This is a genomic window from Streptomyces sp. NPDC046203 (assembly GCF_040646255.1).
GTDB lineage: Bacteria > Actinomycetota > Actinomycetes > Streptomycetales > Streptomycetaceae > Streptomyces.
In genome coordinates this window covers 52,028-72,694 of the sequence record NZ_JBEYZX010000012.1, presented here as the reverse complement: position 1 = coordinate 72,694, position 20,667 = coordinate 52,028, and the positions used below count along the sequence as shown (strand labels likewise).

Genomic DNA, 20,667 nt, shown 5'->3' with positions numbered 1-20,667 from the left:
CGCGGGCCTGTGGACGACCACGCGATTGTGGATAACTTCCTCACCCTGGCGAGCGATTGCCGACGCGAGGCGGGATCGGTGACGCTTGAGCCAGTCCGGTTCCCGCGGGCCGGCTCGAATCCCGGCCCGCGTGATCACGGCAGTTCGATGCCCAGGTCCCATCCGTCGTGTGCCCGTGTGCACAGGCAGTCCCGGTCGACGGTCGCGGGCAGTGCTCCGACCGCGTCGAAGAGCACCTCGCGCAGCCGGCCCATGTTCTCGCCGAACACGCGAAGCACCTCGGCGTGCGAGACGCCGTCCCCCGTCTCCGCGCCCGCGTCCAGATCCGTCACCAGAGCGAGGGAGGTGTAGCAGAGTCCCAGTTCCCGGGCGAGTACGGCCTCGGGGTGGCCGGTCATGCCGACCACCGACCAGCCCGCGGCCGCATGCCACCGCGACTCGGCGCGTGTGGAGAAGCGGGGCCCTTCGACGACGACCAGTGTGCCGCCGTCCACCGGGTCCCAGCCTCGTCCCCGGGCGGCTTTCAGGGCCACCTGGCGCCCGTCCGGGCAGTAGGGGTCGGCGAAGGTCACGTGCACCACGTTCGGTACGGCCCCGCCCCAGGCCGCCGGAAGCGGTGCGCCGTCGAAATAGGTCTGCGCGCGGCTCTTCGTCCGGTCGACGAGCTGGTCGGGCACGACGAGGGTGCCGGGACCGTGTTCCTCGCGCAGTCCGCCCACCGCGCACGGCCCGAGGACCTGGCGCACGCCCACGGAGCGCAGGGCCCAGAGGTTGGCGCGGTAGTTGATCCGGTGCGGTGGCACACGGTGGTCGCGGCCGTGCCGGGGCAGGAAGGCGACCCGTCTGCCGGCGAGCTCGCCGAGGAAGAGGGAGTCGCTGGGACTGCCGTACGGGGTGTCGACCGACACCTCCGTCACATCGTCCAGGAAGGAGTAGAACCCTGAGCCGCCGATCACACCGATGTCCGCGAACGAGTCCGCCGTCTGCGCCGTCATGCGGTCACCCTAGGCGGGTTCCGGGGAACGGTGGCGTGTTTCCGGCGGGCCGGGAGCCGGAATCGGACAGGACCGCGGGAATGCCGAATGCCCCGCCGCGCGGGGCGGCAGGGCATCGGATGGATCGGGCGAGCGGCGGGTCAGGCCGCCGAGGTGCTCGACGAGGTCGCGGGCTTCGAGTCCGAGGACGAGGAAGGCGTCGACGACGTGGAGGTGGACGACGAGGTCGAAGAGGTGGACTTCGACGAGGCCGGCGTGCTGCTGGACGACGAGCCGCGGCTGTCGTTGCGGTAGAAGCCGGAACCCTTGAACACGATGCCGACCGCGGAGAACACCTTCTTCAGGCGTCCCTTGCAGTTCGGGCACTCGGTCAGAGCGTCATCCGTGAACTTCTGCACCGCCTCGAGGCCCTCGCCGCACTCGGTGCACTGGTACTGGTAGGTCGGCACTTGTCTTCCTCCTGGCACTCACACTCATCGAGTGCTAACGACGATCCATAGTGACGTATTCCGTCGGTTCAGTCCACCGACACCGGGACTCGGTGACCGATGCCATGTGCCGTGACCCGGCCCGATTCCCGGGGTTCCAGGTGCGAGCGGAGGGCGACAAGGGTGGCGAGGGCGAGCAGTGTGCCCGCCATCGGCACCAGGAATCCGGTGCTCGCGCCGTGGGCGTCGGCGAGCTGTCCGGCGACGGTGACGGCACCGGCCTGGCCCAGTGCCACGGCGCCGGTCAGCCAGGTGAAGGCCTCGGTGCGGGCGGAGGCCGGGACCAGGGTCTCGATGATCGTGAAGCCACTGATCAGGGCCGGGGCGATGAAGAGACCCACGACCAGACCGAGCGCGCCGAGCAGCGGGGCCGAGTGCGCGGACCAGAGAAGGGAGGCAGTGATGGCCAGACCGGTGTAGCCGAGGAGCAGTCGGCGGCGCGGGCCGACGTTCCAGGCGATGGCGCCCATGGCGATGCCGGCGAGCATGTTGCCGGCGGCGAAGACGCCGTAAAGCACACCGTTGATGCCCGGGTTGCCGATCTCCCCGGCGAAGGCGGTGACGGACACCTGCATGCCGCCGAAGACCGAGCCGATTCCCAGGAAGGCGATGGCGAGAACACGGACACCCGGCACCGAGAGGGCCGAGCGGCGCGGCTCGGCGTCGCCCTGGCCGGTGAGGGTGAGGCCGTGCGGGGGCTGGGTGGAGTGCTGGGCGGCGAAGAGCAGACCGCCGACCAGGGTGAGCGTGGCCTCGGTGACGAGACCGGCGGCCGGGTGGACGCCGGTGCACAGGGCGGTGGCGAGGACAGGGCCGATGACGAAGGTGAACTCGTCGGTCACCGACTCGAAGGCGGCGGCCGTCGGAAGCAGCGACATGCCCTTTCCGGAGGTCTCCCCCGGGGCGGTTCCTCCGAGGACGGCCGCCCAGCGGGCCCGGACCATCGGTCCGACCTGGGGCACCGAGGCGCCGGCGGGCACGGCCGCGAGGAACAGGCCCCACAGCGGGGCGCCGGCGAGCGCGAGTGCGACGAGAAAAGAGACGGAGGCGGCGTGGACGAGCACACCGGGGAGGAGTACGGCCCGCTGGCCGAAACGGTCGGCCAGCTTGCCGCTCTGCGGGGCGAACAGCGCCATGGAGACGCCGGTCACGGCGGCGACGGCACCGGCGCTGCCGTAGGAGCCGGTGGTGTGCTGGACGAGTAGCACGATGCCGATGGTCAGCATCGCGAACGGCTGCCGGGCGGCGAAGCCGGGGAGCAGGAAGGAGAGTGCGCCGGGAGTGCGCAGCAGCTGCCCGTAACCGGGCCGCTTCTCGGAGACGACCGTGGACGCCACGGTCCATGCCTTTCTGCCGCCTGGTAGCGGTCCGTGCACGCGTGGCGCGGGCTCGCCGAGAGCTGTCCTCTTGCGCGGAACTGCGGTAGATACCGGGCTCCACGGTGGAGACGCCTCGGCCGCCATACGGTCGCGCCAGCTCTGCGTCAGGCAGAGTTGGTTCGATCAGGTGTTGCTTGCATGGTACAGCCGGGTGGGGTCCCCGAGAGGGGAAAACGTTCAAGGCCGTACCCGGCGGACGGCACCGTCCGTCCGGGGGACAGGGGCGCGGGGGCCGCTCTCACCGGGCCGGGGCGACTGCCGTGTGAAGACCCGGGAGAGGGCTTCATACGACAGGCACCCCGGGGGGCGTCCGGAGAGCTGTCCGAGGTCAGCCGGCCTTCCGGAGCGGGTTCCGGAAGGGGCCCTCGTGTTCCTGGATGGTGAGCGCGGTGGCCCCGCTGGTGCCGAGCCAGCCGGCGAGCTTGCCGCCCTGGTCGACCGCGCGCAGCCGGTTCTCGGCGGCGTCGCGGACCGGGTCGGTGGCGACGACGAGCAGTTCGTCGCCCCGGCGCAGCATGGTGTCGGTGGCGGGGACGAAGCTCTTCTCGTCGCGGACGACCAGGGTGACGGCGGCGCCGGCGGGCAGCCGGAGTTCGGAGATCTCGACACCGTGCATCCGGGAGCCTTCCGGGATCGCCACGGACAGCAGGTGGCCGCGCAGCCGCTCCAGGGGTGCGGACTCGACGCCGAGGTCGGCGGCGTCGGCCCGGCGGCCGAGCTTGAGGGCCTTGGCCAGCCAGGGCAGGGTCGGGCCCTGGATCAGGGTGTAGACGACGACCAGCACGAAGACGATGTTGAAGATCCGCTCGCTGCCCGCGACCCCGGACACCATCGGAATGGTGGCGAGGATGATCGGAACGGCTCCGCGCAGGCCGGCCCAGGACATCAGGGCCTGCTCCTGCCAGGGGATACGGAAGGGAAGGAGGCTGACGAAGACCTCCATGGGCCGCGCGAGCATGGTGAGGACGAGACCGATGATGATGGCCGGCCAGAAGTCGTTGATCAGCTCGTGCGGGGCGACGAGCAGACCGAGCAGGACGAACATGCCGATCTGGGCGATCCAGCCGAGGCCCTCGGCGAAGCCGCGGTTGGCGGGGGCGTGCGGCAGCTTGGCGTTGCCGAGCACCATCGAGGCCAGATAGACGGCCAGGAAGCCCGAACCGTGGGCGATGGCCCCGGCGGCGTACGCGGTGATGGCGATGGCCATGACAGCGATCGGGTAGAGGCCCGAGGCCGGCAGGGCGATACGGCGCAGTCCGAAGGCGCCGATGATGCCGACGGCCAGGCCGATGGCGGCGCCGATGGCCAGTTCGAGGGCGATCTCGCCGACGAGGACGTACCAGGAGGTGATGGGTCCGACGGTGGAGAAGGCGACGACGAGGATGACGACCGGGGCGTCGTTGAAGCCGGACTCGGCCTCCAGGACGCCGGTGACCCGGGTGGGCAGCGGGACCTTGCGCAGAACGGAGAAGACGGCGGCGGCATCGGTGGAGGAGACGACGGCACCGATGATGAGGGCCGGCTGCCAGTCCAGGCCGACGAGATAGTGCGCGGCCGTCGCCGTGATGCCCACGCTCACCGCGACGCCGACGGTCGACAGCATGACCGCCGCGGGCAACGCGGGCTTGATCTCCTTCCACTTGGTGCCCAGACCGCCCTCGGCCAGGATCACCACGAGTGCGGCGTAGCCGATCACCTGGGTCAGTTCGGCGTTGTCGAAGGCGACGTTGCCGATGCCGTCCTGCCCCATGGCGACCCCGATCCCGAGGTAGAGCAGCAGGCTGGGCAGCCCGCTCCGGGACGAGATCCGCACCGCCGCGACAGCGATGAGCAGCACGAGCGAGCAGATGAGCAGGAGTTCATTGAGCTGGTGGACAGTCAGTGGCCGTTCCTTCCCCTCGGGCGCAGCCCGGCCTCCGCCGGATCGTTCCTCCGGCGCCGGGGACGGGTACTTCGTTACCTTACCTAAACTTTAACGCGTTCTTGATGCCTTCCCGATGGCTGATCGCACATCAGTACCGGTGAGTACGGTTCTCTTCCTGATACCGCGTCCGGGGCCTCCCGGCGCTGCGCCTAAGGTTGCTCCCGTACTCCAGGACCACCCTGTACTCCAGGACCACCCTGCCCCTCGAAGGACAGCGATGCCCTCCAACACGACCGCGCCCCCTGCCAAGAAGAAGGGGCGGCGCGCCCGTCTGATCGTTCTCGCCCTGGTTCTCGCGCTGGTCGCGGGCGTCGGGTACGGCGCGTACTGGGGCGTCGACACCGTCCGGGGCTCGTACCCGCAGACCACCGGCACCCTCAGGCTCGACAAGCTCTCCGCCCCCGTCGAGGTCAAGCGCGACTCCTACGGGGTCCCGCAGATCTACGCCGACAACGAGGCCGACCTCTTCCGCGCCCAGGGCTACGTCCAGGCGCAGGACCGCTTCTACGAGATGGACGTCCGCCGCCACCTGACGGCCGGTCGTCTGTCCGAGATGTTCGGCAAGAGCCAGGTCGACACCGACGCCTTCCTCCGCACCCTGGGCTGGCGCCGGGTCGCCCAGGAGGAATACGACAAGGTCCTGTCGGCGGACACCAAGAAGAACCTCCAGTCCTACGCCGAGGGTGTCAACGCGTACCTCAAGGACCGTGCCCCGTCCGACATCTCCGTCGAGTACGCGGCGCTGGCCCTCACCAACGACTACGCCATCGAGCCCTGGACCCCGGTCGACTCGGTGGCCTGGCTCAAGGCCATGGCCTGGGACCTGCGCGGCAACATGCAGGACGAGATCGATCGCTCCCTGATGGCCAGCCGGCTGGGGACGGACGAGATCGCGCAGCTGTACCCGGACTACCCGTACGGGCTGCACCAGCCGATCGTCGGCAAGGGCGCCGTGGACCCGGTCACCCGCACGTTCGACCCCAAGGCCGAGCCGACGACCCAGGACACCGGCACGGGCACTGGCACCACTGACACCGGCACGGGCGTCGGCACCGGTACCGGCACGGGCGTCGGTACCGGCGCCGTCGGCACGGGCACGGGCACCGTCGGGACCGGGACCGGAACCGGCACGGGCACCGGCACGCAGGGCGTCCAGTCCCAGCTCTCCGGCCTCTCCGACGCCCTCGACCAGATCCCGGCCCTGCTCGGCCCGAACGGCAACGGCATCGGCTCGAACTCCTGGGTCGTCTCCGGCAAGTACACGACGTCCGGCAAGCCGCTGCTCGCCAACGACCCGCACCTCGCCCCGATGCTGCCGTCCCTCTGGTACCAGATGGGCCTGCACTGCCGTTCCGTGTCGGCCACCTGCCGCTACGACGTCGCCGGCTACACCTTCTCCGGAATGCCCGGCGTCGTCATCGGCCACAACGACTCCATCGCCTGGGGCTTCACCAACCTCGGCGCGGACGTCACCGACCTCTACCTGGAGAAGGTCGGCCCCGAGGGATACGTGGTCGACGGCAAGACCAAGCCGTTCACGTCCCGCGAGGAGACCATCAAGGTCGCCGGCGGCTCGGACCGCAAGATCACCGTCCGCTCCACCGAGCACGGTCCGCTCGTCTCCGACCGCTCCTCCGAACTGGAGCAGGTCGGCAAGACCGCTCCCGTCGGCAACGCCGCGCCGGACCGCGGCACCGGCTACGGCGTCTCCCTGCGCTGGACGGCGCTGGAGCCCGGCAAGTCGATGGACGCCGTCTTCGAGCTCAACCGCGCCAAGGACTTCAAGAGCTTCCGGGCCGCGGCCAAGCACTTCGAGGTCCCGTCCCAGAACCTCGTCTACGCCGACACCGCCGGCCACATCGGCTACCAGTCGCCCGGCAAGATCCCGGTCCGCAGCGACGCCAAGGGCAACGACGGCACCCTGCCCGTACCCGGCTGGAACTCCGCGTACGACTGGAAGGGCTACATCCCCTTCGACGAGCTGCCCTACGAGTACGACCCGGCGCGCGGCTACATCGTTACCGCCAACCAGTCCGTCATAGACGAGAAGAAGTACCCCTACCTCCTCACCCGTGACTGGGGCTTCGGCTCGCGCAGCCAGCGGATCAACGACCTCATCGAGTCGAAGATCAAGGACGGCGGCAAGGTGTCGCCCGACGACATGGTCTCCCTGCAGATGGACAACCGCAGCGAGATCGCGACCCTGCTCAACCCGCTCCTGCTGAAGATCGACATCGCCGACCCGCAGGTCCGCGAGGCCCAGAAGCTCCTCGAAGGCTGGGACTACACCCAGGAGCCGGACTCGGCGCCCGCCGCGTACTTCAACGCGGTCTGGCGCAACGTTCTCAAGCTCGCCTTCGGCAACAAGCTGCCCAAGGAACTGCGCGTCCAGGGCGAGTGCATCAACGTCCGGGTCGCCGACGAGACCGGTCCGGTCGACAAGCAGAACAAGCTGGTCCGCGAGTGCGGCCGGCGCGATGCGAGCTCGGCGCAGCCGGACGGCGGCGACCGCTGGTTCGAGGTGGTCCGCCCGCTGCTCAAGCAGGAGAAGAACTCCTGGTGGAAGACGCCGGGCGACCGGCTCAACGCCCCCACCGAGACCCGTGACCAGCTGCTCGCGCAGGCTATGAAGGACGCCCGCTGGGAGCTGACCGCCAAGCTTGGCAAGGACGTCTCCAGCTGGAGCTGGGGCCGGCTGCACCAGCTGACCCTGAAGAACCAGACCCTCGGCACCGCCGGCCCCGGTGTCGTCCAGGCCCTGCTCAACCGTGGTCCGTGGAACCTGGGCGGTGGCGAGGCGGCCGTCAACGCGACCGGCTGGAACGCGGCCGGCGGCTACGACGTCATCTGGGTCCCGTCGATGCGGATGGTCGTCAACGTCGGCGACTGGGACAAGTCCCGCTGGATAAATCTCAGCGGTGCCTCCGGTCACGCCTTCAACGCCCACTACACCGACCAGACGGACAAGTGGGCCAAGGGCGAGATGCTCGACTGGGCGTACGGGAAGGCGGCGGTCGGCGCCGCCACCCAGGACACCCTGCGGCTGGAGCCCTGAGGGCTCACGGCCCGTCGGCCTAGGGCCTGACGGCCCCAGGCCCTACGGCCTGAAACGCCGGACCCCCTCCGGGGTCACCACCGCGTGCACGGGGTGGTCGTGCGGTTCCTCCGGGACCCGCGCGACCACCTCGTTCGCGTAGAGGAGCACGACGAGCGCCGGATCCGTTCCGGCGCGTGCGAGCCGGGCGAGGACCCGGTCGTACGAACCGCCGCCCCGCCCCAGCCGCATGCCGCGCGCGTCGACCGCGAGCCCGGGCAGCAGCACCGCGCCGGCCTCGCGCACCGCCTCGGGGCCGAGCCGCTCGCCGACCGGTTCGAGCAGTCCGCGGCCCGCCTTCGCGAGGCGGTCGGCGCCCTCGTACACGGCCCAGTCGAGGTCGTTGTCCGGCAGCAGGACCGGCAGCAGGACCCGTACGCCCCGAGCGCGCAGCGCGTCGAGGAGCGCGCGCGTGCCCGGTTCGCGCCCCACCGAGACATAGGCGGCGACGGTGGTGCCGGGGTCGGTGAGTTCGGGGAGTTCCAGGGCGTGTTCCGCCAGCGCCGCGGCATGGCGGTCACGGTCGCCGGCGTCCAGTTCCGCACGGGCGTCGAGCAGGGCGCGCCGCAGCGATGCCTTCCGGGCGGCGAGTTCGGGCGCCGCGTCCGAGGGCGTACCGGCAGGCGTGTCGGCGGCGGAATCGGCGGCGGATTCAGCGATGGATTCGGCGGAGGGGCCGGTGGAGGGGTCGACGCTGTTCACAGCGGAGGCGTGTTCCTTTCCCTCGGTTCGTCTGAAATCGGACGGTAGTGGTGCGAGCGCCGGGAAAGCTCATCGGAGCCCCGCCTTCCGCCCATACCGAACGGCTAGGGTGCTCCGCATGACTCAGACGCCTTCTCTCACCAAGGCTGTCATCCCGGCCGCCGGCCTTGGCACCCGGTTCCTGCCGGCCACCAAGGCGACGCCGAAGGAGATGCTGCCGGTCGTCGACAAGCCGGCCATCCAGTACGTCGTGGAGGAGGCCGTCGCCGCGGGCCTCTCCGACGTTCTGATGATCACCGGCCGTAACAAGCGCCCGCTCGAGGACCACTTCGACCGCAACTACGAGCTGGAGGAGGCCCTGACCCGCAAGGGCGACGGCCAACGCCTCGCCCGGGTCCGGGAATCCAGCGATCTGGCCACCATGCACTACGTCCGCCAGGGCGCCCCGCGCGGCCTCGGCCACGCCGTGCTCTGCGCCGCGCCGCACGTCGGCGATCAGCCCTTCGCGGTCCTCCTCGGCGACGACCTCATCGACCCGCGCGACCCGCTGCTCGCCCGCATGGTCGAGGTGCGCGAGCGGTTCGGCGGCAGCGTGATCGCGCTGCTGGAGGTCGACCCGTCCCAGATCCACCTCTACGGCTGCGCCGCCGTCGCCCCCACCAGTGAAGCGGACGTCGTGAAGGTGACGGACTTGGTGGAGAAGCCGGAGCGGACCGACGCGCCCAGCAACCTCGCGATCATCGGCCGGTACGTCCTCGACCCGGCCGTCTTCGGGATACTGCGGGAGACCGAGCCGGGCCGCGGCGGCGAGATCCAGCTGACGGACGCGCTGCAGAAGCTCGTCCAGGACGAGCGGGCCGGCGGCCCGGTCCACGGGGTCGTCTTCAAGGGCCGCCGCTACGACACCGGCGATCGAGGGGACTATCTGCGCGCCATTGTCAGACTGGCGTGCGAACGTGATGATCTGGGACCGGACTTCCGCACCTGGCTCCGCGGTTACGTCAGCGAGGAGATGTAGCACTTGAGCAGCACCACGGCACCGTCGGGCCACGGCCCCGGCGACGGCGCTCCCGACGGCCCGACCGGCGACGACACCACGGCCACGGGCGCCGCAGGTACCAACGGCGCCGCCGGGCCCGGCCCCGCCGGCGACCCCTGCGCGGGCCCGGCCCGGGACCTGTGGACCGTCGACGAACACCTCGCCGACATCCTGGCCGCGGTCTCCCCGCTGGAGCCCATCGAGCTGCAACTGCCCGACGCCCAGGGCTGCGTCCTCGTCGAGGACGTCACGGTGCCGGTCGCGCTGCCGCCCTTCGACAACAGTTCCATGGACGGCTACGCCGTCCGCGTCGCCGATGTGGCCGGGGCGAGCGAGGAGTTCCCGGCTGTCCTGACCGTGATCGGCGACGTCGCGGCGGGCGCGGGCGGGCTGCCCGAGGTCGGCCCCGGCCAGGCCGCCCGGATCATGACCGGCGCCCCGCTGCCGCCCGGCGCCGAGGCCGTCGTCCCGGTCGAGTGGACCGACGGCGGTACGGGCGCGGACGCGGGCGCGACGGGCACCATGCGCCCGGCGAGCGTCGCCCCGGAGGGCGCGGCAGGCGAGGTCCGCGTACACCGCCCCGCCGAGGCCCGCGCCCATGTCCGGGCCCGCGGCAGCGACGTGAAGGCGGGCGAGCTGGCCCTCGCGGCCGGCACGGTCCTCGGCCCGCCGCAGCTCGGTCTGCTCGCGGCGATCGGCCGCGGCCGCGTACGGGTCCACCCGCGTCCGCGCGTGGTGGTCCTGTCCACCGGCAGTGAACTGGCCCAGCCCGGCGAGCCGCTGGCCGAAGGACAGATCTACGACTCCAACAGCTTCGCGCTGGCCGCCGCCGCCCGCGACGCCGGAGCCCTCTCCTTCCGGGTCGGCGCGGTCGCCGACGACGCCGAGTCGCTGCGCGCCGCCATCGAGGACCAGTTGGTCCGGGCGGACCTGATCGTCACCACGGGCGGGGTCAGCGTCGGGGCATATGACGTGGTGAAGGAGGCGCTGACGGCGGACGGCGAGGTCGACTTCCGCCGGCTGGCGATGCAGCCGGGCAAGCCGCAGGGCTTCGGCATGATCGGCCCCGATCACACCCCGCTGCTCGCGCTGCCGGGCAATCCGGTCTCCTCGTACGTCTCCTTCGAGCTGTTCGTACGGCCCGCGATCCGCGCCCTCATGGGCCTCGCGGACCGGCCGGACGAGCGACGGCCGTGGCTGCGGGCCGCCCTGGCGGGGGACCGGGTGCTGTCCTCGCCGGCCGGGCGGCGGCAGTTCCTGAGGGGGACGTACGACGCCGGGTCGGGCACGGTGACGCCGGTGGGCGGTGCGGGCTCCCACCTGGTCGCCGCGCTCGCGCACGCCGACGCGTTGCTCGTCGTGCCCGAGGAGGTGACGGATGTGAAGCCGGGGGCGGAGCTCGAAGTGGTCCTCCTCGGCTGAGGGGCGCATCGTGGGGGTACGGTGTCGTCCCACACAGCGACCGGGAGTGTCACCGCCATGAGTACGCAGCAAGGACTCACCCACATCGACGAGGCGGGGGCGGCCCGCATGGTCGACGTCTCCGCGAAGGACGTCACGGCCCGCACCGCCCGCGCCAGCGGGCGTGTCCTGGTGTCGCCGCGTGTGGTCGAGCTGCTGCGCGGCGAGGGCGTGCCCAAGGGCGACGCGCTCGCCACGGCCCGGATCGCCGGGATCATGGGCGCGAAGCGGACCCCGGACCTGATCCCGCTCTGCCACCCGCTGGCGGTCTCGGGCGTGAAGCTGGACCTGGCGGTCGCGGACGACGCGGTGGAGATCCTCGCGACGGTGAAGACCACGGACCGTACGGGCGTCGAGATGGAGGCCCTGACGGCGGTGTCGGTGGCGGCCCTGACCGTCGTCGACATGGTGAAGGCGGTCGACAAGGGCGCGGTCATCTCCGACGTACGGGTGGAGGAGAAGACCGGCGGCAAGTCCGGCCACTGGACGAGGAGCGAGGCGTGACCGGCGCGGACCGGAGCGCGGAACGGGGCGTGGACCGGAGCGCGGGCCAGGGCCAGGCGCGCGGACAGGAAACGGGCGCCGGGGCGCACGCGAAGCATGAAGGGCAGGGGCCGCACGGGGCGCACGCTCCGGCGGAGCCCGGCGCCGACACGGCCGGCGGCGCTCTGCTCGCCCCGTACGCCGCCCTCGTCGTCACCGCCTCCAACCGGGCGGCGGCCGGGGTGTACGAGGACAAGGGTGGTCCGCTGATCGCCGACGGCCTGCGCCGGACGGGCTTCGCCGTGGACGGCCCGCGGGTGGTGCCCGACGGCGCGCCGGTCGCGGCGGCGCTGCGTGCCGGGATCGAGGCCGGTTACGACGTGATCGTCACGACGGGCGGTACGGGCATCTCGCCCACCGACGAGACCCCCGAGGTGACCCGGAGCCTGCTCGACCGGGAGATCCCGGGCATCGCGGAGGCGATCCGGGCGTACGGCCGGGACAAGGTGCCCACGGCGGCGCTCTCGCGCGGCCTCGCCGGCGTCGCGCGGACCACGCTGATCGTCAATCTGCCGGGGTCGACGGGCGGGGTACGGGACGGGCTCGCCGTCCTGGAGCCGCTCCTCGTCCACGCCGTGGACCAGATCCGCGGCGGCGACCACCCGAGACCGGCGGCGGAAGCGGGCCCGGCGTCATGATGCCGTCCTGGCCCGTGGTCCTTGTGGACGGGGACGTGCTGCTCCGTCCGATGAAGATGCGTGACCAGCGGGCCTGGCGCGAGGTGAACCGGCGCAACCGCGAATGGCTGCGTCCCTGGGAGGCGACCGTCCCGCCGCCCGGTCCGGGCGGCCCGGTGGCCCAGCGTCCGACGTACCGTCAGATGGTGCGCCATTTGCGGGCGGAGGCGAACGCCGGCCGGATGATGCCGTTCGTCATCGAATACCAGGGGAATCTCGTCGGCCAGTTGACGGTCGCGGGCATCACCTGGGGCTCGATGTGTTCGGGGCACGTGGGTTATTGGGTCGACAGCGCGGTGGCCGGTCGGGGTGTCATGCCGACGGCGGTCGCGCTCGCCGTCGATCACTGCTTCCGTACGGTCGGACTGCACCGCGTCGAGGTCTGTATCCGGCCGGAGAACGGCCCTTCACGGCGTGTCGTGGAGAAGCTGGGGTTCCGGGAGGAGGGGCTGCGGCCCCGCTATCTGCACATCGACGGCGCCTGGCGGGACCATCTGGTCTTCGCGCTGACGGCGGAGGAGGTGCCGGAGGGTCTGCTGCGCCGTTGGCATCAGACACAGAAGCGCCGTCAGCATCAGTAATTCAAATAAATGTTCGAATTCCAGAGGTGATTGACGGTCGGTCGAACTGAATAATCTGAAAAAAGTTCAGTGATATCAGCCAGATCGTGCGACACACCGGCCCAATTGGGCGATCCTCTCACCCGAACCCCTCTACCGTGTGAGGCGTGAGCAGCAGCGGCCTCATCTACGCAGTCATCGTCGGAGCCTGGGCCGCCTACCTGGTGCCGATGTGGCTCCGCAGGCAGGACGAGCTGAACGAGGCCCGTCCGACGGAACGCTTCAGCACCGCCATCCGGCTGTTGTCCGGACGGGCGGGCATGGAGCGTCGTTACGCCAAGGAGCTACGGGACCGGGAAAAGGCGGCGGACGGCACGGTGTCCGACGTGGACCCGGACGCGGCGACGGAGCATTTGAGCTCGGTCGACGTCCGGGGCTTCTGCGCGCCCGCGGCCAGGACGGAAGCCCGTCTGGAGGTCCCGGGAACGGGTCCCGCGGCCAAGGGGGCCCCGGCGGCCTCCTCCTCGTCTCCGTCCCCGTCGTCCGCGGACGGCCCGGTCCCGGCGGCGGCGTCGAAGCAGGCGGGACCGTCGGGACCAGCGGGACCGGCGAAGTCCGCCCGGGGAGCGAAGCCGCACGCGGCGGCGGCCGAGCGGGCCCGCCGCGGCAAGGTCCTGGCCCGCCGCCGGCGCACCACGGTGAGCCTCTTCTTCGCGTTCACGATCGGCGCGATCGTCGCGGCCGTCGGCGGTCTCGCCTTCCTGTGGGCCCCCGCGGTCCCGGCCCTGCTGCTGAGCGCGTACATCGTCTATCTGCGGGTCCAGGAGCGTCGGCGCTTCGTCTACGTGATGGACCGCCGCAACGCCGAGGCCGCCGCGGCCCGGTTGCGCGAGAGCCGCCGTCCCGCCCCGATCCCCGAGCCGGAACCCGCCCCGGCGGCGCCCCCGGCGCCCGAGCCGTCGGTCTCCCCGCAGGAGGCGGACCGGCGCGCGCTGGTGGAGCAGACCGACCACGCGGAGTGGGTCGACCAGCAGCGTGAGCGCGGCCCGGCCCGCGGGGACAGCTGGAACCCGGTGCCGGTCCCGCTCCCCACGTACGTCACCGCCCCGGTCGCCCCGCGCGCGCCGGGCGGCGTGGACGTGACGGACCCGGAGACCTGGAGCGCGGCCCGCTCCTCCGCGGCGGCCCCCGAGCCCACCCCGGCTCCGGTCCCGCGCCGCCGCAGCGGTCCCCACCGCCCGCGCCGCGACCACGGCCGCACCCCGCTCTTCGACCAGTACGCGGACGACGACCGCCCCCGCGCGGCCAACGAATGACCCGGCGGCCCGGGCCCGCGACAGCCCCCCGGCTGACCAGGGAGGGAGCGGATTTCCGAGTCCGCCACTCGGGATGCTAATGTTTCACACGTCGCAAGGGCCTGTGGCGCAGTCTGGTAGCGCACCTCGTTCGCATCGAGGGGGTCAGGGGTTCGAATCCCCTCAGGTCCACAGACACCAAGAATCCCGCCCGATCATCTGATCGGGCGGGATTCTTGTCATTCCAGGGGCTGTTCGAGTCTTCGCCGGCATCCGCCCATCTTCGCGGCGGGGCATCCACGCGCGGTGGCGGTCCAGGTGATCGGGCGACCCGGTGACGCGGCTTCCGCCGCGTCACCGCGCCCGATCGCCCGATCCCGCTAGAGCTGCTTCGCGAAGCAGAGGCTGCTCTCGTACGCGCGGTAGTAGCCGAACTTCGGGCGGGAGGGTGCGTAGCCGCTGGACGTGTAGAGGGCGACGGCTTCGGGCTGGGCCGTGCCCGTCTCCAGGACCATGCGGGTGCGGCCGGCCGCGCGGGCGTCGGCTTCCAGGAGGGCCAGGATGCGGCGGGCGAGGCCCAGGCCGCGGGCGTCCGGGGTGACGTACATGCGCTTCAGTTCGGCGTCGCCGTCGGAGTAGCCCTCGGGATTGGCGTCCTGGGTGCGCCAGCCGCCCGAGGCGACCGGGCTGTCGGATGTGTCATATGCCAGCAGGTACAGGCCCCGCGGCGGGACGAACATCGTGGCGTCGAGCGGAGTGAGATCGCCCTCGCCGACCTCGTCCTCGTCCGCGTATCGCTCCGCGTACTCCAGCTGGACGGCGTCATTGAGCTTGATCGCGTCGGGGTGATCGAAAGGTGTCGGGCGGATCTGCATGCCGTAAATCGCACTTCTGTTCGTTCGGAGCTCGGGTGGAGGTGCCGGTATTCTCCCGGGATGCTCACTGTGACCACCGTGAATGTCAATGGTCTGCGTGCCGCCGCCAAGAAGGGCTTCGTCGAGTGGCTGGCCGGCACCTCCGCGGACGCGGTCTGCCTCCAGGAGGTGCGCGCCGAGGAGGCGCAGCTGCCCGCCGCGGCCGGTGCCCCGGAGGGCTGGTTCGTCACCCATGCCCCCGCCGCCGCCAAGGGGCGCGCCGGTGTCTCGCTCTACACGCGGCGCGAGCCCGACGCCGTGCGCGTCGGCTTCGGCTCCGAGGAGTTCGACGGGAGCGGCCGCTACATCGAGGCCGATCTGCCGGGTGTCGTCGTCGCCAGCCTCTACCTGCCGTCCGGCGAGGTCGGCACCGAGCGGCAGGACGAGAAGATCCGCTTCATGGACGAGTTCCTGCCCTACCTGAAGGGGCTCAGGGAGCGGGCCGCCGCCGACGGGCGCGAGGTCGTCGTCTGCGGCGACTGGAACATCGCCCACCACGAGGCCGACCTCAAGAACTGGAAGGCCAACCAGAAGAACGCCGGCTTCCTCCCCGAGGAGCGGGCGTGGCTCGGCCGGGTCCTCGACGAGGGCGACGGCGGGTACGTGGACGTCTTCCGCGCCCTCCACCCCGACCAGGACGGTCCGTACTCCTGGTGGTCCTACCGGGGCCGGGCCTTCGACAACGACAGCGGCTGGCGCATCGACTACCAGATGGTGACGCCCGGGCTCGCCGCCAAGGCCGTCAAGGCGGAGGTCGAGCGGGCCGCCACGCACGCGGAGCGCTGGAGCGACCACGCGCCCGTCACCGTCGTCTACGAGCTGTAGACGTACGTACGAGCCGGGGGCCCGCGGCCCGGAGGGTTCGCGCGCGCCCCGGCTCCCCGCGCTCCGGCTTTTCGCGCCCTTGCGCCCCTGCGCCCCGGCTGTCCGGCTGTCCGGCCGGCCGGCGGGTCAGGGGCGCAGGCGTCGGTCCAGGGCGAGGGAGAGTTCCGCCTCCACCACGCTCTTGGCCAGCGGGCGCAGCCGGCGCGCGTCCTCGGGGCCGGCGTAGGTGCCGAGCAGCTCGGTGAACAGGTCCGCCAGTTCCTCCACGTGCTCGCGCACCCGTCCGCCCGCCTTCAGGACGGCGGCCAGCGGGACGCCCTCGCGCACGAGCGCGGCGGAGACGTCGAGGAGGCGGCGGCTGATGTGGACGATGTCCTGGCCGTCGGTGGCCAGGTAGCCGAGGTCGAGGGCCAGGGCCAGGTTCTCGGGGGTGACCTCGCCGGCGAAGTGGTCGGCCAGTTCCTCCGGCGTGAGGCGGACCGGCTCCTCCTCGGTGGGCGGGCCGAGTTCGAGGACCTCGCCGACGTTCCGTCCGGACTCGAAGGCGGCGGTGAGGTCGGCGATGCCGTTGAGGGTGTGGCCGCGTTCGAGGAGGGCGGCGATGGTGCGCAGACGGGCCAGGTGGTGGTCGTCGTACCAGGCGATCCGGCCCTCGCGGCGCGGTGGCGGGATCAGTCCGCGTTCACGGTAGAAGCGCAGGGTGCGTACGGTGATGCCGGCCTCGGCGGCCAGGTCGGCCATCCGGTACTCGCGTGTCGCTCCAGAGGGTCCCGCCGGCCCGGCCGTACCCGAAGGCACGGCGGCTCCTGCCGTCCCTGCTGCCCCCGCCGTTCCCGTTGTCCCGGCCGTTCCCGTGTCCGTCCGCGTCCCGCCGGAGCCGGGCGCGGGCGGGGTCTGCCCCGCGGTCTTCTCTGCGGTCTCCCCCGCGGTCCGGCCCACGGCCCGGCCCACGGCCCGGCTCACGGTCCGGCCCACGGGCTGTCCCGGGGTCCGTCCTGGGGCCTGTTCTCCCGATCGTTTCGCCACGGCCGCCAGCCTATGTTGTACCGCCGGTAACTTTCCCTCGCCCAACCCCTACCGCTTGGTATGTGGGTGCCCTACAGTCCAATCGTGCCAGTGATCGCTGGCGGAATCTTGGCCGGGCGCACGGGAGGCGGCGTGGCGAAGCACGAGCACGTACGAGTGGCGGTGATCGGATCGGGATTCGGTGGACTCGGAGCCGCCGTCCGGCTGCGCCGCGAGGGGATTACCGACTTCGTCGTCCTGGAACGGGCCGACTCCGTGGGCGGCACATGGCGGGACAACAGCTACCCCGGCTGCGCCTGCGACGTCCCCTCCCACCTCTACTCCTTCTCCTTCGCACCCAACCCCGACTGGCCGCGCACCTTCTCCGGGCAGCGCCACATCCGCGCGTACCTGGAGCACGTCACCGACACCTTCGGGATCCGGCCGCATCTGCGTCTGGGGCACGAGGTCGTGCGGTCGGTCTGGAACGCGGACGAACTGCGCTGGGACATCGAGACCAGCCGCGGCACCTTCTCCGCCGACGTCGTCGTCTCCGCCACCGGCCCGCTCTCCGACCCGAAGATTCCCGACATCCCGGGGCTCGCGGACTTTACCGGCAAGATCTTCCACTCCGCCCAGTGGGACCACGACTACGACCTCACGGGCAAGCGGGTCGCCATGGTCGGAACCGGCGCCTCCGCCATCCAGATCGTTCCCTCGATCCAGCCCCGGGTGAGCCGTCTTACCGTCTTCCAGCGCACACCCCCGTGGGTCATGCCCCGCGTGGACCGCGCCATCAGCGCCCCCGAGCGCTGGCTGCACCGGCAGCTGCCGTTCACCACGGCCGCCCGCCGCGGCCTGCTGTGGGGCATTCGAGAGCTGCAGGTCAGCGCGTTCACCAAGCGCCCCGACGAGCTGGGCCTGATCGAACGGCTCGCCAAGGCGAACATCGCCCGGGCGGTCAAGGACCCGGCCCTGCGGGCCAAGCTGACCCCCTCGTACCGCCTCGGCTGCAAGCGCATCCTGCTGTCCAACGCGTACTACCCGGCGCTCACCCGCCCCAACGTCGACGTCGTCGCCTCCGGCCTCAAGGAGGTCCGGGGGAACACCGTGGTCGCCGCCGACGGTACGGAGACCGAGGTCGACGCGATTGTCTTCGGCACCGGCTTCCACGTCACCGACATGCCGATCGCCGAGCGGGTCGTCGGTGCGGACGGCCGCACGCTCGCCGAGCAGTGGAAGGGCGGCATGGAGGCGCTGCGCGGCGCCACCGCCGCCGGGTTCCCCAACTTCATGACGATCATCGGCCCCAACACCGGCCTCGGGAACTCCTCGATGATCCTCATGATCGAGTCCCAGCTGAACTACATGGCCGACTATCTGCGCCGGCTGAACACGATCGGCGGGCGTTCGGCCCTCGACGCCCGGCCCTCCGCCGTCGGCGTCTGGAACCGCCGGGTGCAGTCCCGGATGCAGCGGACGGTGTGGAAGGCGGGCGGCTGCGACAGCTGGTACCTGGACGCCAACGGCCGCAACACCACGCTGTGGCCGGGCACGACCTCCGAGTTCCGGCGCGAGACGCGGTCCGTCGACCTCTCCGAGTACGAGGTGCTGCGCGCCCCCGAGACCCCTGAAGCCTCCGAAGCCACGGCGGCCGGCTCCACGCGCGCGAAGGAGGCGGTCCAGTGAGCCGGGTGGCCGGGGCGGCGAAGATTCCGCCCGTGCGTACGTCGATGGTGACCTCCGCCGACGGGGCGGCCGTCCATGTCGAGGAGTACGGGCCGGCCGGCGCGCCGGTCGTCGTCCTCTCGCATGGCTGGACCTGCAGTACCCGTTTCTGGGACGCGCAGATACGGGACCTGGCCGCCGACCACCGGGTTGTCGTGTACGACCAGCGGGGGCACGGCGGCTCCCCGGCCCCGGCCCCGGTCTCGGCTGGGGTTGGCTCCGGCGTCGGATCCGGGGCGGCGGGGGTCGGTACGACCGGCCGGGGCTACTCGACCGAGGCGCTCGCCGACGACCTGGAGGCCGTACTCGCGGCCACCCTCGGCCCCGGCGAACGCGCGGTCCTGGTCGGCCACTCCATGGGCGGCATGACCATCATGGCCGCCGCCCGCCGGCCCCTTCTGCGGCAGCACGCGGCCGCCGCGCTGCTCTGCTCGACGGGGCCCGCGCGGCTGACCGCCGAGGCACTCGTCGTACCGCTGGGGCCGGGCGGACTGCGGACCCGTCTCACCGGCGCCGTGCTCGGCGCGAAGGCGCCGCTCGGGCCGGTCACGCCGGTGTCCCGGCGGATCCTCAAGTACGCCACGATGGGCCCGGCCAGCCCGCCCGAGCGGGTCGACGCCTGCGCGCGCCTCGTGCACGCGTGCCCGCGCGGGGCCCGTTACGGCTGGTCGCAGGTGCTGGCGACGCTCGATCTCGACGCGGAGGTGCGGGAGCTGCGGCTGCCGGTGTCCGTGGTCGTCGGCAGCGATGACCGGCTCACCCCGCCCGTGCACGCCCGCCGCCTGGCCGCCGCGCTGCCGCACTGCACGGGCCTGACGGTGCTTCCGGGCATGGGGCATATGACACCCGTGGAGGCGCCGGAGGCCATCACGGGGCAGATCCGCGAACTGACCCTCGCGTACCTGGGAGTGAAGCAGGACGAGCGGGGGGAGCCTGCCGAGCCGGGCGAGCGGAGCGGTGCGGCCGCAGTGGCCGCAGCGGCGGCGGTGGACGGCGGCGGAGACGGAGACGGACGCGAGAACGAGGAGGCAGGGGCATGAGCAGGATGAACCTCGAAGGACAGGTCGCGGTCGTCACCGGCGGCGCCCGCGGTGTCGGCGAGCTCCTCGCGCGCAAACTCTCCGCGCGCGGCGCGAAGATCGCGCTGGTCGGTCTGGAGCCGGAGCTGCTGAAGGAGGTCGCCGGGCGGCTGCACACCGAGGCCGACTGGTGGCACGCCGATGTCACCGACCACGAGGCGATGGCGCGGGTGGCGGCGGAGGTGAAGGAGCGGTTCGGCAAGGTCGACATCGTCGTCGCCAACGCCGGTGTCGCGGCGGGCGGTCCGTTCGTGGACTCCGACCCGGTCGCGTGGCGGCGGGTCATCGAGGTCAATCTGATCGGCGGGGCCGTGACCGCGCGGGCGTTCCTGCCCGTACTGATGGAGTCGCGCGGCTACTTCCTCCAGATCGCCTCGCTGGCCGCGATGACACCGGCGCCGATGATGACGGCGTACTGCGCCTCGAAGTCGGGCGTCGAGGCGTTCGCGCACAGTCTGCGTGCCGAGGTCGCGTACAAGGGGGTGAAGGTCGGGGTCGGTTATCTGTCGTGGACCGACACCGACATGGTGCGCGGCGCCGATCAGGACGACGTCATGCGGGAGTTGCGGTCCCGGCTGCCGTGGCCGGCGAACCGCACGTATCCGCTCGGGCCGGCAGTGGACCGGATCGTCGCGGGGGTCGAGCGGCGCTCGGCCCATGTGTACGCGCAGTGGTGGCTGCGCGGCATGCAGTCGAGCCGCGGCTATCTGCCGGGCCTCATCGCCGGGGTCGGGCAGCGCGAGATGCGGCGCTTCGAGCCGCGCCTCGGGGCGGTGTCGAAGGGGCTGGTCGGCGCGGGCGGAGCGGCCGACGAACGGACCCGATCCGAACGGGTGTGACGGCGGCCCCGCCGTCGAGAGCGGAGCGAGGGCGGGGTGCGGGGGCGCGTCGGCGCTGTCGTGACCGCGCGTGTCTGATCGACATGCGCAGCGTGGTGGGCCGTGTCAGTCTGGTCGAGG

The 20,667-nt window shown here is 71.9% G+C and carries 18 protein-coding genes and 1 tRNA gene; 12 read left to right on the top strand and 7 right to left on the bottom strand.

The window, feature by feature from the left end:
• Positions 1-134: 134 nt before the first annotated feature.
• The 4 genes from ABZ990_RS12850 to ABZ990_RS12835 form a co-directional block, all read right to left on the bottom strand.
• Entirely contained in the window at positions 135-995 is an 861-nt protein-coding gene (locus ABZ990_RS12850) for an S-methyl-5'-thioadenosine phosphorylase (protein WP_361229689.1), read from the bottom strand.
• A gap of 140 nt (positions 996-1,135) precedes the next feature.
• Positions 1,136-1,444, bottom strand: a complete 309-nt coding sequence (locus ABZ990_RS12845; protein ID WP_361229687.1) for an FmdB family zinc ribbon protein — start codon at positions 1,442-1,444, stop codon at positions 1,136-1,138.
• A gap of 68 nt (positions 1,445-1,512) precedes the next feature.
• Positions 1,513-2,820: an MFS transporter gene (locus ABZ990_RS12840; protein ID WP_361229684.1), complete on the bottom strand. Its 1,308-nt coding sequence runs from the start codon at positions 2,818-2,820 to the stop codon at positions 1,513-1,515.
• A gap of 370 nt (positions 2,821-3,190) precedes the next feature.
• Positions 3,191-4,744 (bottom strand): potassium/proton antiporter, encoded by a 1,554-nt coding sequence (locus ABZ990_RS12835; protein ID WP_361229863.1) that lies wholly within the window; start codon positions 4,742-4,744, stop codon positions 3,191-3,193.
• A gap of 259 nt (positions 4,745-5,003) precedes the next feature.
• Here ABZ990_RS12835 and ABZ990_RS12830 point away from each other — a divergent pair, with 259 nt between their 5' ends.
• The gene (locus tag ABZ990_RS12830) at positions 5,004-7,841 is read left to right on the top strand and encodes a penicillin acylase family protein (RefSeq protein ID WP_361229683.1); all 2,838 of its coding nucleotides are present in this window, start codon (positions 5,004-5,006) and stop codon (positions 7,839-7,841) included.
• 42 nt (positions 7,842-7,883) lie between these two features.
• On the opposite strand, the gene ABZ990_RS12825 is transcribed toward ABZ990_RS12830, so the two are convergent.
• Positions 7,884-8,450, bottom strand: coding sequence for a 5-formyltetrahydrofolate cyclo-ligase (locus tag ABZ990_RS12825; protein WP_361229860.1), 567 nt, complete (start codon positions 8,448-8,450; stop codon positions 7,884-7,886).
• Positions 8,451-8,700: 250 nt separating this feature from the next.
• Here ABZ990_RS12825 and galU point away from each other — a divergent pair, with 250 nt between their 5' ends.
• From galU to ABZ990_RS12790, 7 genes are all read left to right on the top strand, one after another.
• Complete coding sequence (galU, locus tag ABZ990_RS12820) at positions 8,701-9,600, top strand: UTP--glucose-1-phosphate uridylyltransferase GalU (RefSeq protein ID WP_361229681.1); 900 nt, start codon at positions 8,701-8,703, stop codon at positions 9,598-9,600.
• Positions 9,601-9,759: 159 nt separating this feature from the next.
• Positions 9,760-11,043: a gephyrin-like molybdotransferase Glp gene (gene glp / locus ABZ990_RS12815; protein ID WP_361229858.1), complete on the top strand. Its 1,284-nt coding sequence runs from the start codon at positions 9,760-9,762 to the stop codon at positions 11,041-11,043.
• Between the two features lie 57 nt (positions 11,044-11,100).
• Positions 11,101-11,586 (top strand): cyclic pyranopterin monophosphate synthase MoaC, encoded by a 486-nt coding sequence (gene moaC, locus ABZ990_RS12810; RefSeq protein ID WP_361229678.1) that lies wholly within the window; start codon positions 11,101-11,103, stop codon positions 11,584-11,586.
• A 164-nt stretch (positions 11,587-11,750) separates the two neighbouring features.
• Positions 11,751-12,263 (top strand): molybdenum cofactor synthesis domain-containing protein, encoded by a 513-nt coding sequence (locus ABZ990_RS12805; protein ID WP_361229856.1) that lies wholly within the window; start codon positions 11,751-11,753, stop codon positions 12,261-12,263.
• Positions 12,260-12,883, top strand: a complete 624-nt coding sequence (locus ABZ990_RS12800) for a GNAT family protein (RefSeq protein WP_361229675.1) — start codon at positions 12,260-12,262, stop codon at positions 12,881-12,883. The genes ABZ990_RS12805 and ABZ990_RS12800 overlap by 4 nt, the downstream gene beginning before the upstream one ends.
• 146 nt (positions 12,884-13,029) lie before the next feature.
• Positions 13,030-14,178: a gephyrin-like molybdotransferase receptor GlpR gene (glpR, locus tag ABZ990_RS12795; protein ID WP_361229673.1), complete on the top strand. Its 1,149-nt coding sequence runs from the start codon at positions 13,030-13,032 to the stop codon at positions 14,176-14,178.
• Between the two features lie 97 nt (positions 14,179-14,275).
• Positions 14,276-14,349: transfer RNA gene (locus ABZ990_RS12790), tRNA-Ala, on the top strand.
• 188 nt (positions 14,350-14,537) lie between these two features.
• On the opposite strand, the gene ABZ990_RS12785 is transcribed toward ABZ990_RS12790, so the two are convergent.
• Positions 14,538-15,032, bottom strand: coding sequence for a GNAT family N-acetyltransferase (locus ABZ990_RS12785; protein ID WP_361229670.1), 495 nt, complete (start codon positions 15,030-15,032; stop codon positions 14,538-14,540).
• A 60-nt stretch (positions 15,033-15,092) separates the two neighbouring features.
• On the opposite strand from ABZ990_RS12785, the gene ABZ990_RS12780 reads away from it, so the two are divergent.
• Positions 15,093-15,896, top strand: coding sequence for an exodeoxyribonuclease III (locus ABZ990_RS12780; protein WP_361229667.1), 804 nt, complete (start codon positions 15,093-15,095; stop codon positions 15,894-15,896).
• 126 nt (positions 15,897-16,022) lie between these two features.
• Here ABZ990_RS12780 and ABZ990_RS12775 read toward each other — a convergent pair whose 3' ends face one another.
• Entirely contained in the window at positions 16,023-16,637 is a 615-nt protein-coding gene (locus tag ABZ990_RS12775) for a MerR family transcriptional regulator (RefSeq protein WP_361229853.1), read from the bottom strand.
• 417 nt (positions 16,638-17,054) lie between these two features.
• Between ABZ990_RS12775 and ABZ990_RS12770 the strand changes: the two genes are divergently transcribed.
• The 3 genes from ABZ990_RS12770 to ABZ990_RS12760 are packed head-to-tail and all read left to right on the top strand — an operon-like array spanning position 17,055 to position 20,547.
• Entirely contained in the window at positions 17,055-18,590 is a 1,536-nt protein-coding gene (locus ABZ990_RS12770; RefSeq protein WP_361229665.1) for an NAD(P)/FAD-dependent oxidoreductase, read from the top strand.
• A 44-nt stretch (positions 18,591-18,634) separates the two neighbouring features.
• On the top strand, positions 18,635-19,669 hold the full coding sequence (locus tag ABZ990_RS12765; RefSeq protein WP_361229851.1) for an alpha/beta fold hydrolase: 1,035 nt from the start codon (positions 18,635-18,637) through the stop codon (positions 19,667-19,669).
• A complete protein-coding gene (locus ABZ990_RS12760; RefSeq protein ID WP_361229662.1) occupies positions 19,666-20,547 on the top strand; it encodes an SDR family oxidoreductase in 882 nt (293 codons plus the stop codon). Before ABZ990_RS12765 ends, ABZ990_RS12760 begins: the two co-directional genes overlap by 4 nt.
• The last annotated feature ends 120 nt before the right edge of the window (positions 20,548-20,667 follow it).

Coding starts and splice junctions, on each gene's coding strand:
- ABZ990_RS12850 (WP_361229689.1), bottom strand. CDS start 995: ATGACGGCGCAGACGGCGGACTCGTTCGCGGACATCGGTGTGATCGGC.
- ABZ990_RS12830 (WP_361229683.1), top strand. CDS start 5,004: ATGCCCTCCAACACGACCGCGCCCCCTGCCAAGAAGAAGGGGCGGCGC.
- galU (WP_361229681.1), top strand. CDS start 8,701: ATGACTCAGACGCCTTCTCTCACCAAGGCTGTCATCCCGGCCGCCGGC.
- moaC (WP_361229678.1), top strand. CDS start 11,101: ATGAGTACGCAGCAAGGACTCACCCACATCGACGAGGCGGGGGCGGCC.
- ABZ990_RS12800 (WP_361229675.1), top strand. CDS start 12,260: ATGATGCCGTCCTGGCCCGTGGTCCTTGTGGACGGGGACGTGCTGCTC.
- ABZ990_RS12785 (WP_361229670.1), bottom strand. CDS start 15,032: ATGCAGATCCGCCCGACACCTTTCGATCACCCCGACGCGATCAAGCTC.
- ABZ990_RS12780 (WP_361229667.1), top strand. CDS start 15,093: ATGCTCACTGTGACCACCGTGAATGTCAATGGTCTGCGTGCCGCCGCC.
- ABZ990_RS12775 (WP_361229853.1), bottom strand. CDS start 16,637: ATGGCCGACCTGGCCGCCGAGGCCGGCATCACCGTACGCACCCTGCGC.
- ABZ990_RS12765 (WP_361229851.1), top strand. CDS start 18,635: ATGGTGACCTCCGCCGACGGGGCGGCCGTCCATGTCGAGGAGTACGGG.
- ABZ990_RS12760 (WP_361229662.1), top strand. CDS start 19,666: ATGAGCAGGATGAACCTCGAAGGACAGGTCGCGGTCGTCACCGGCGGC.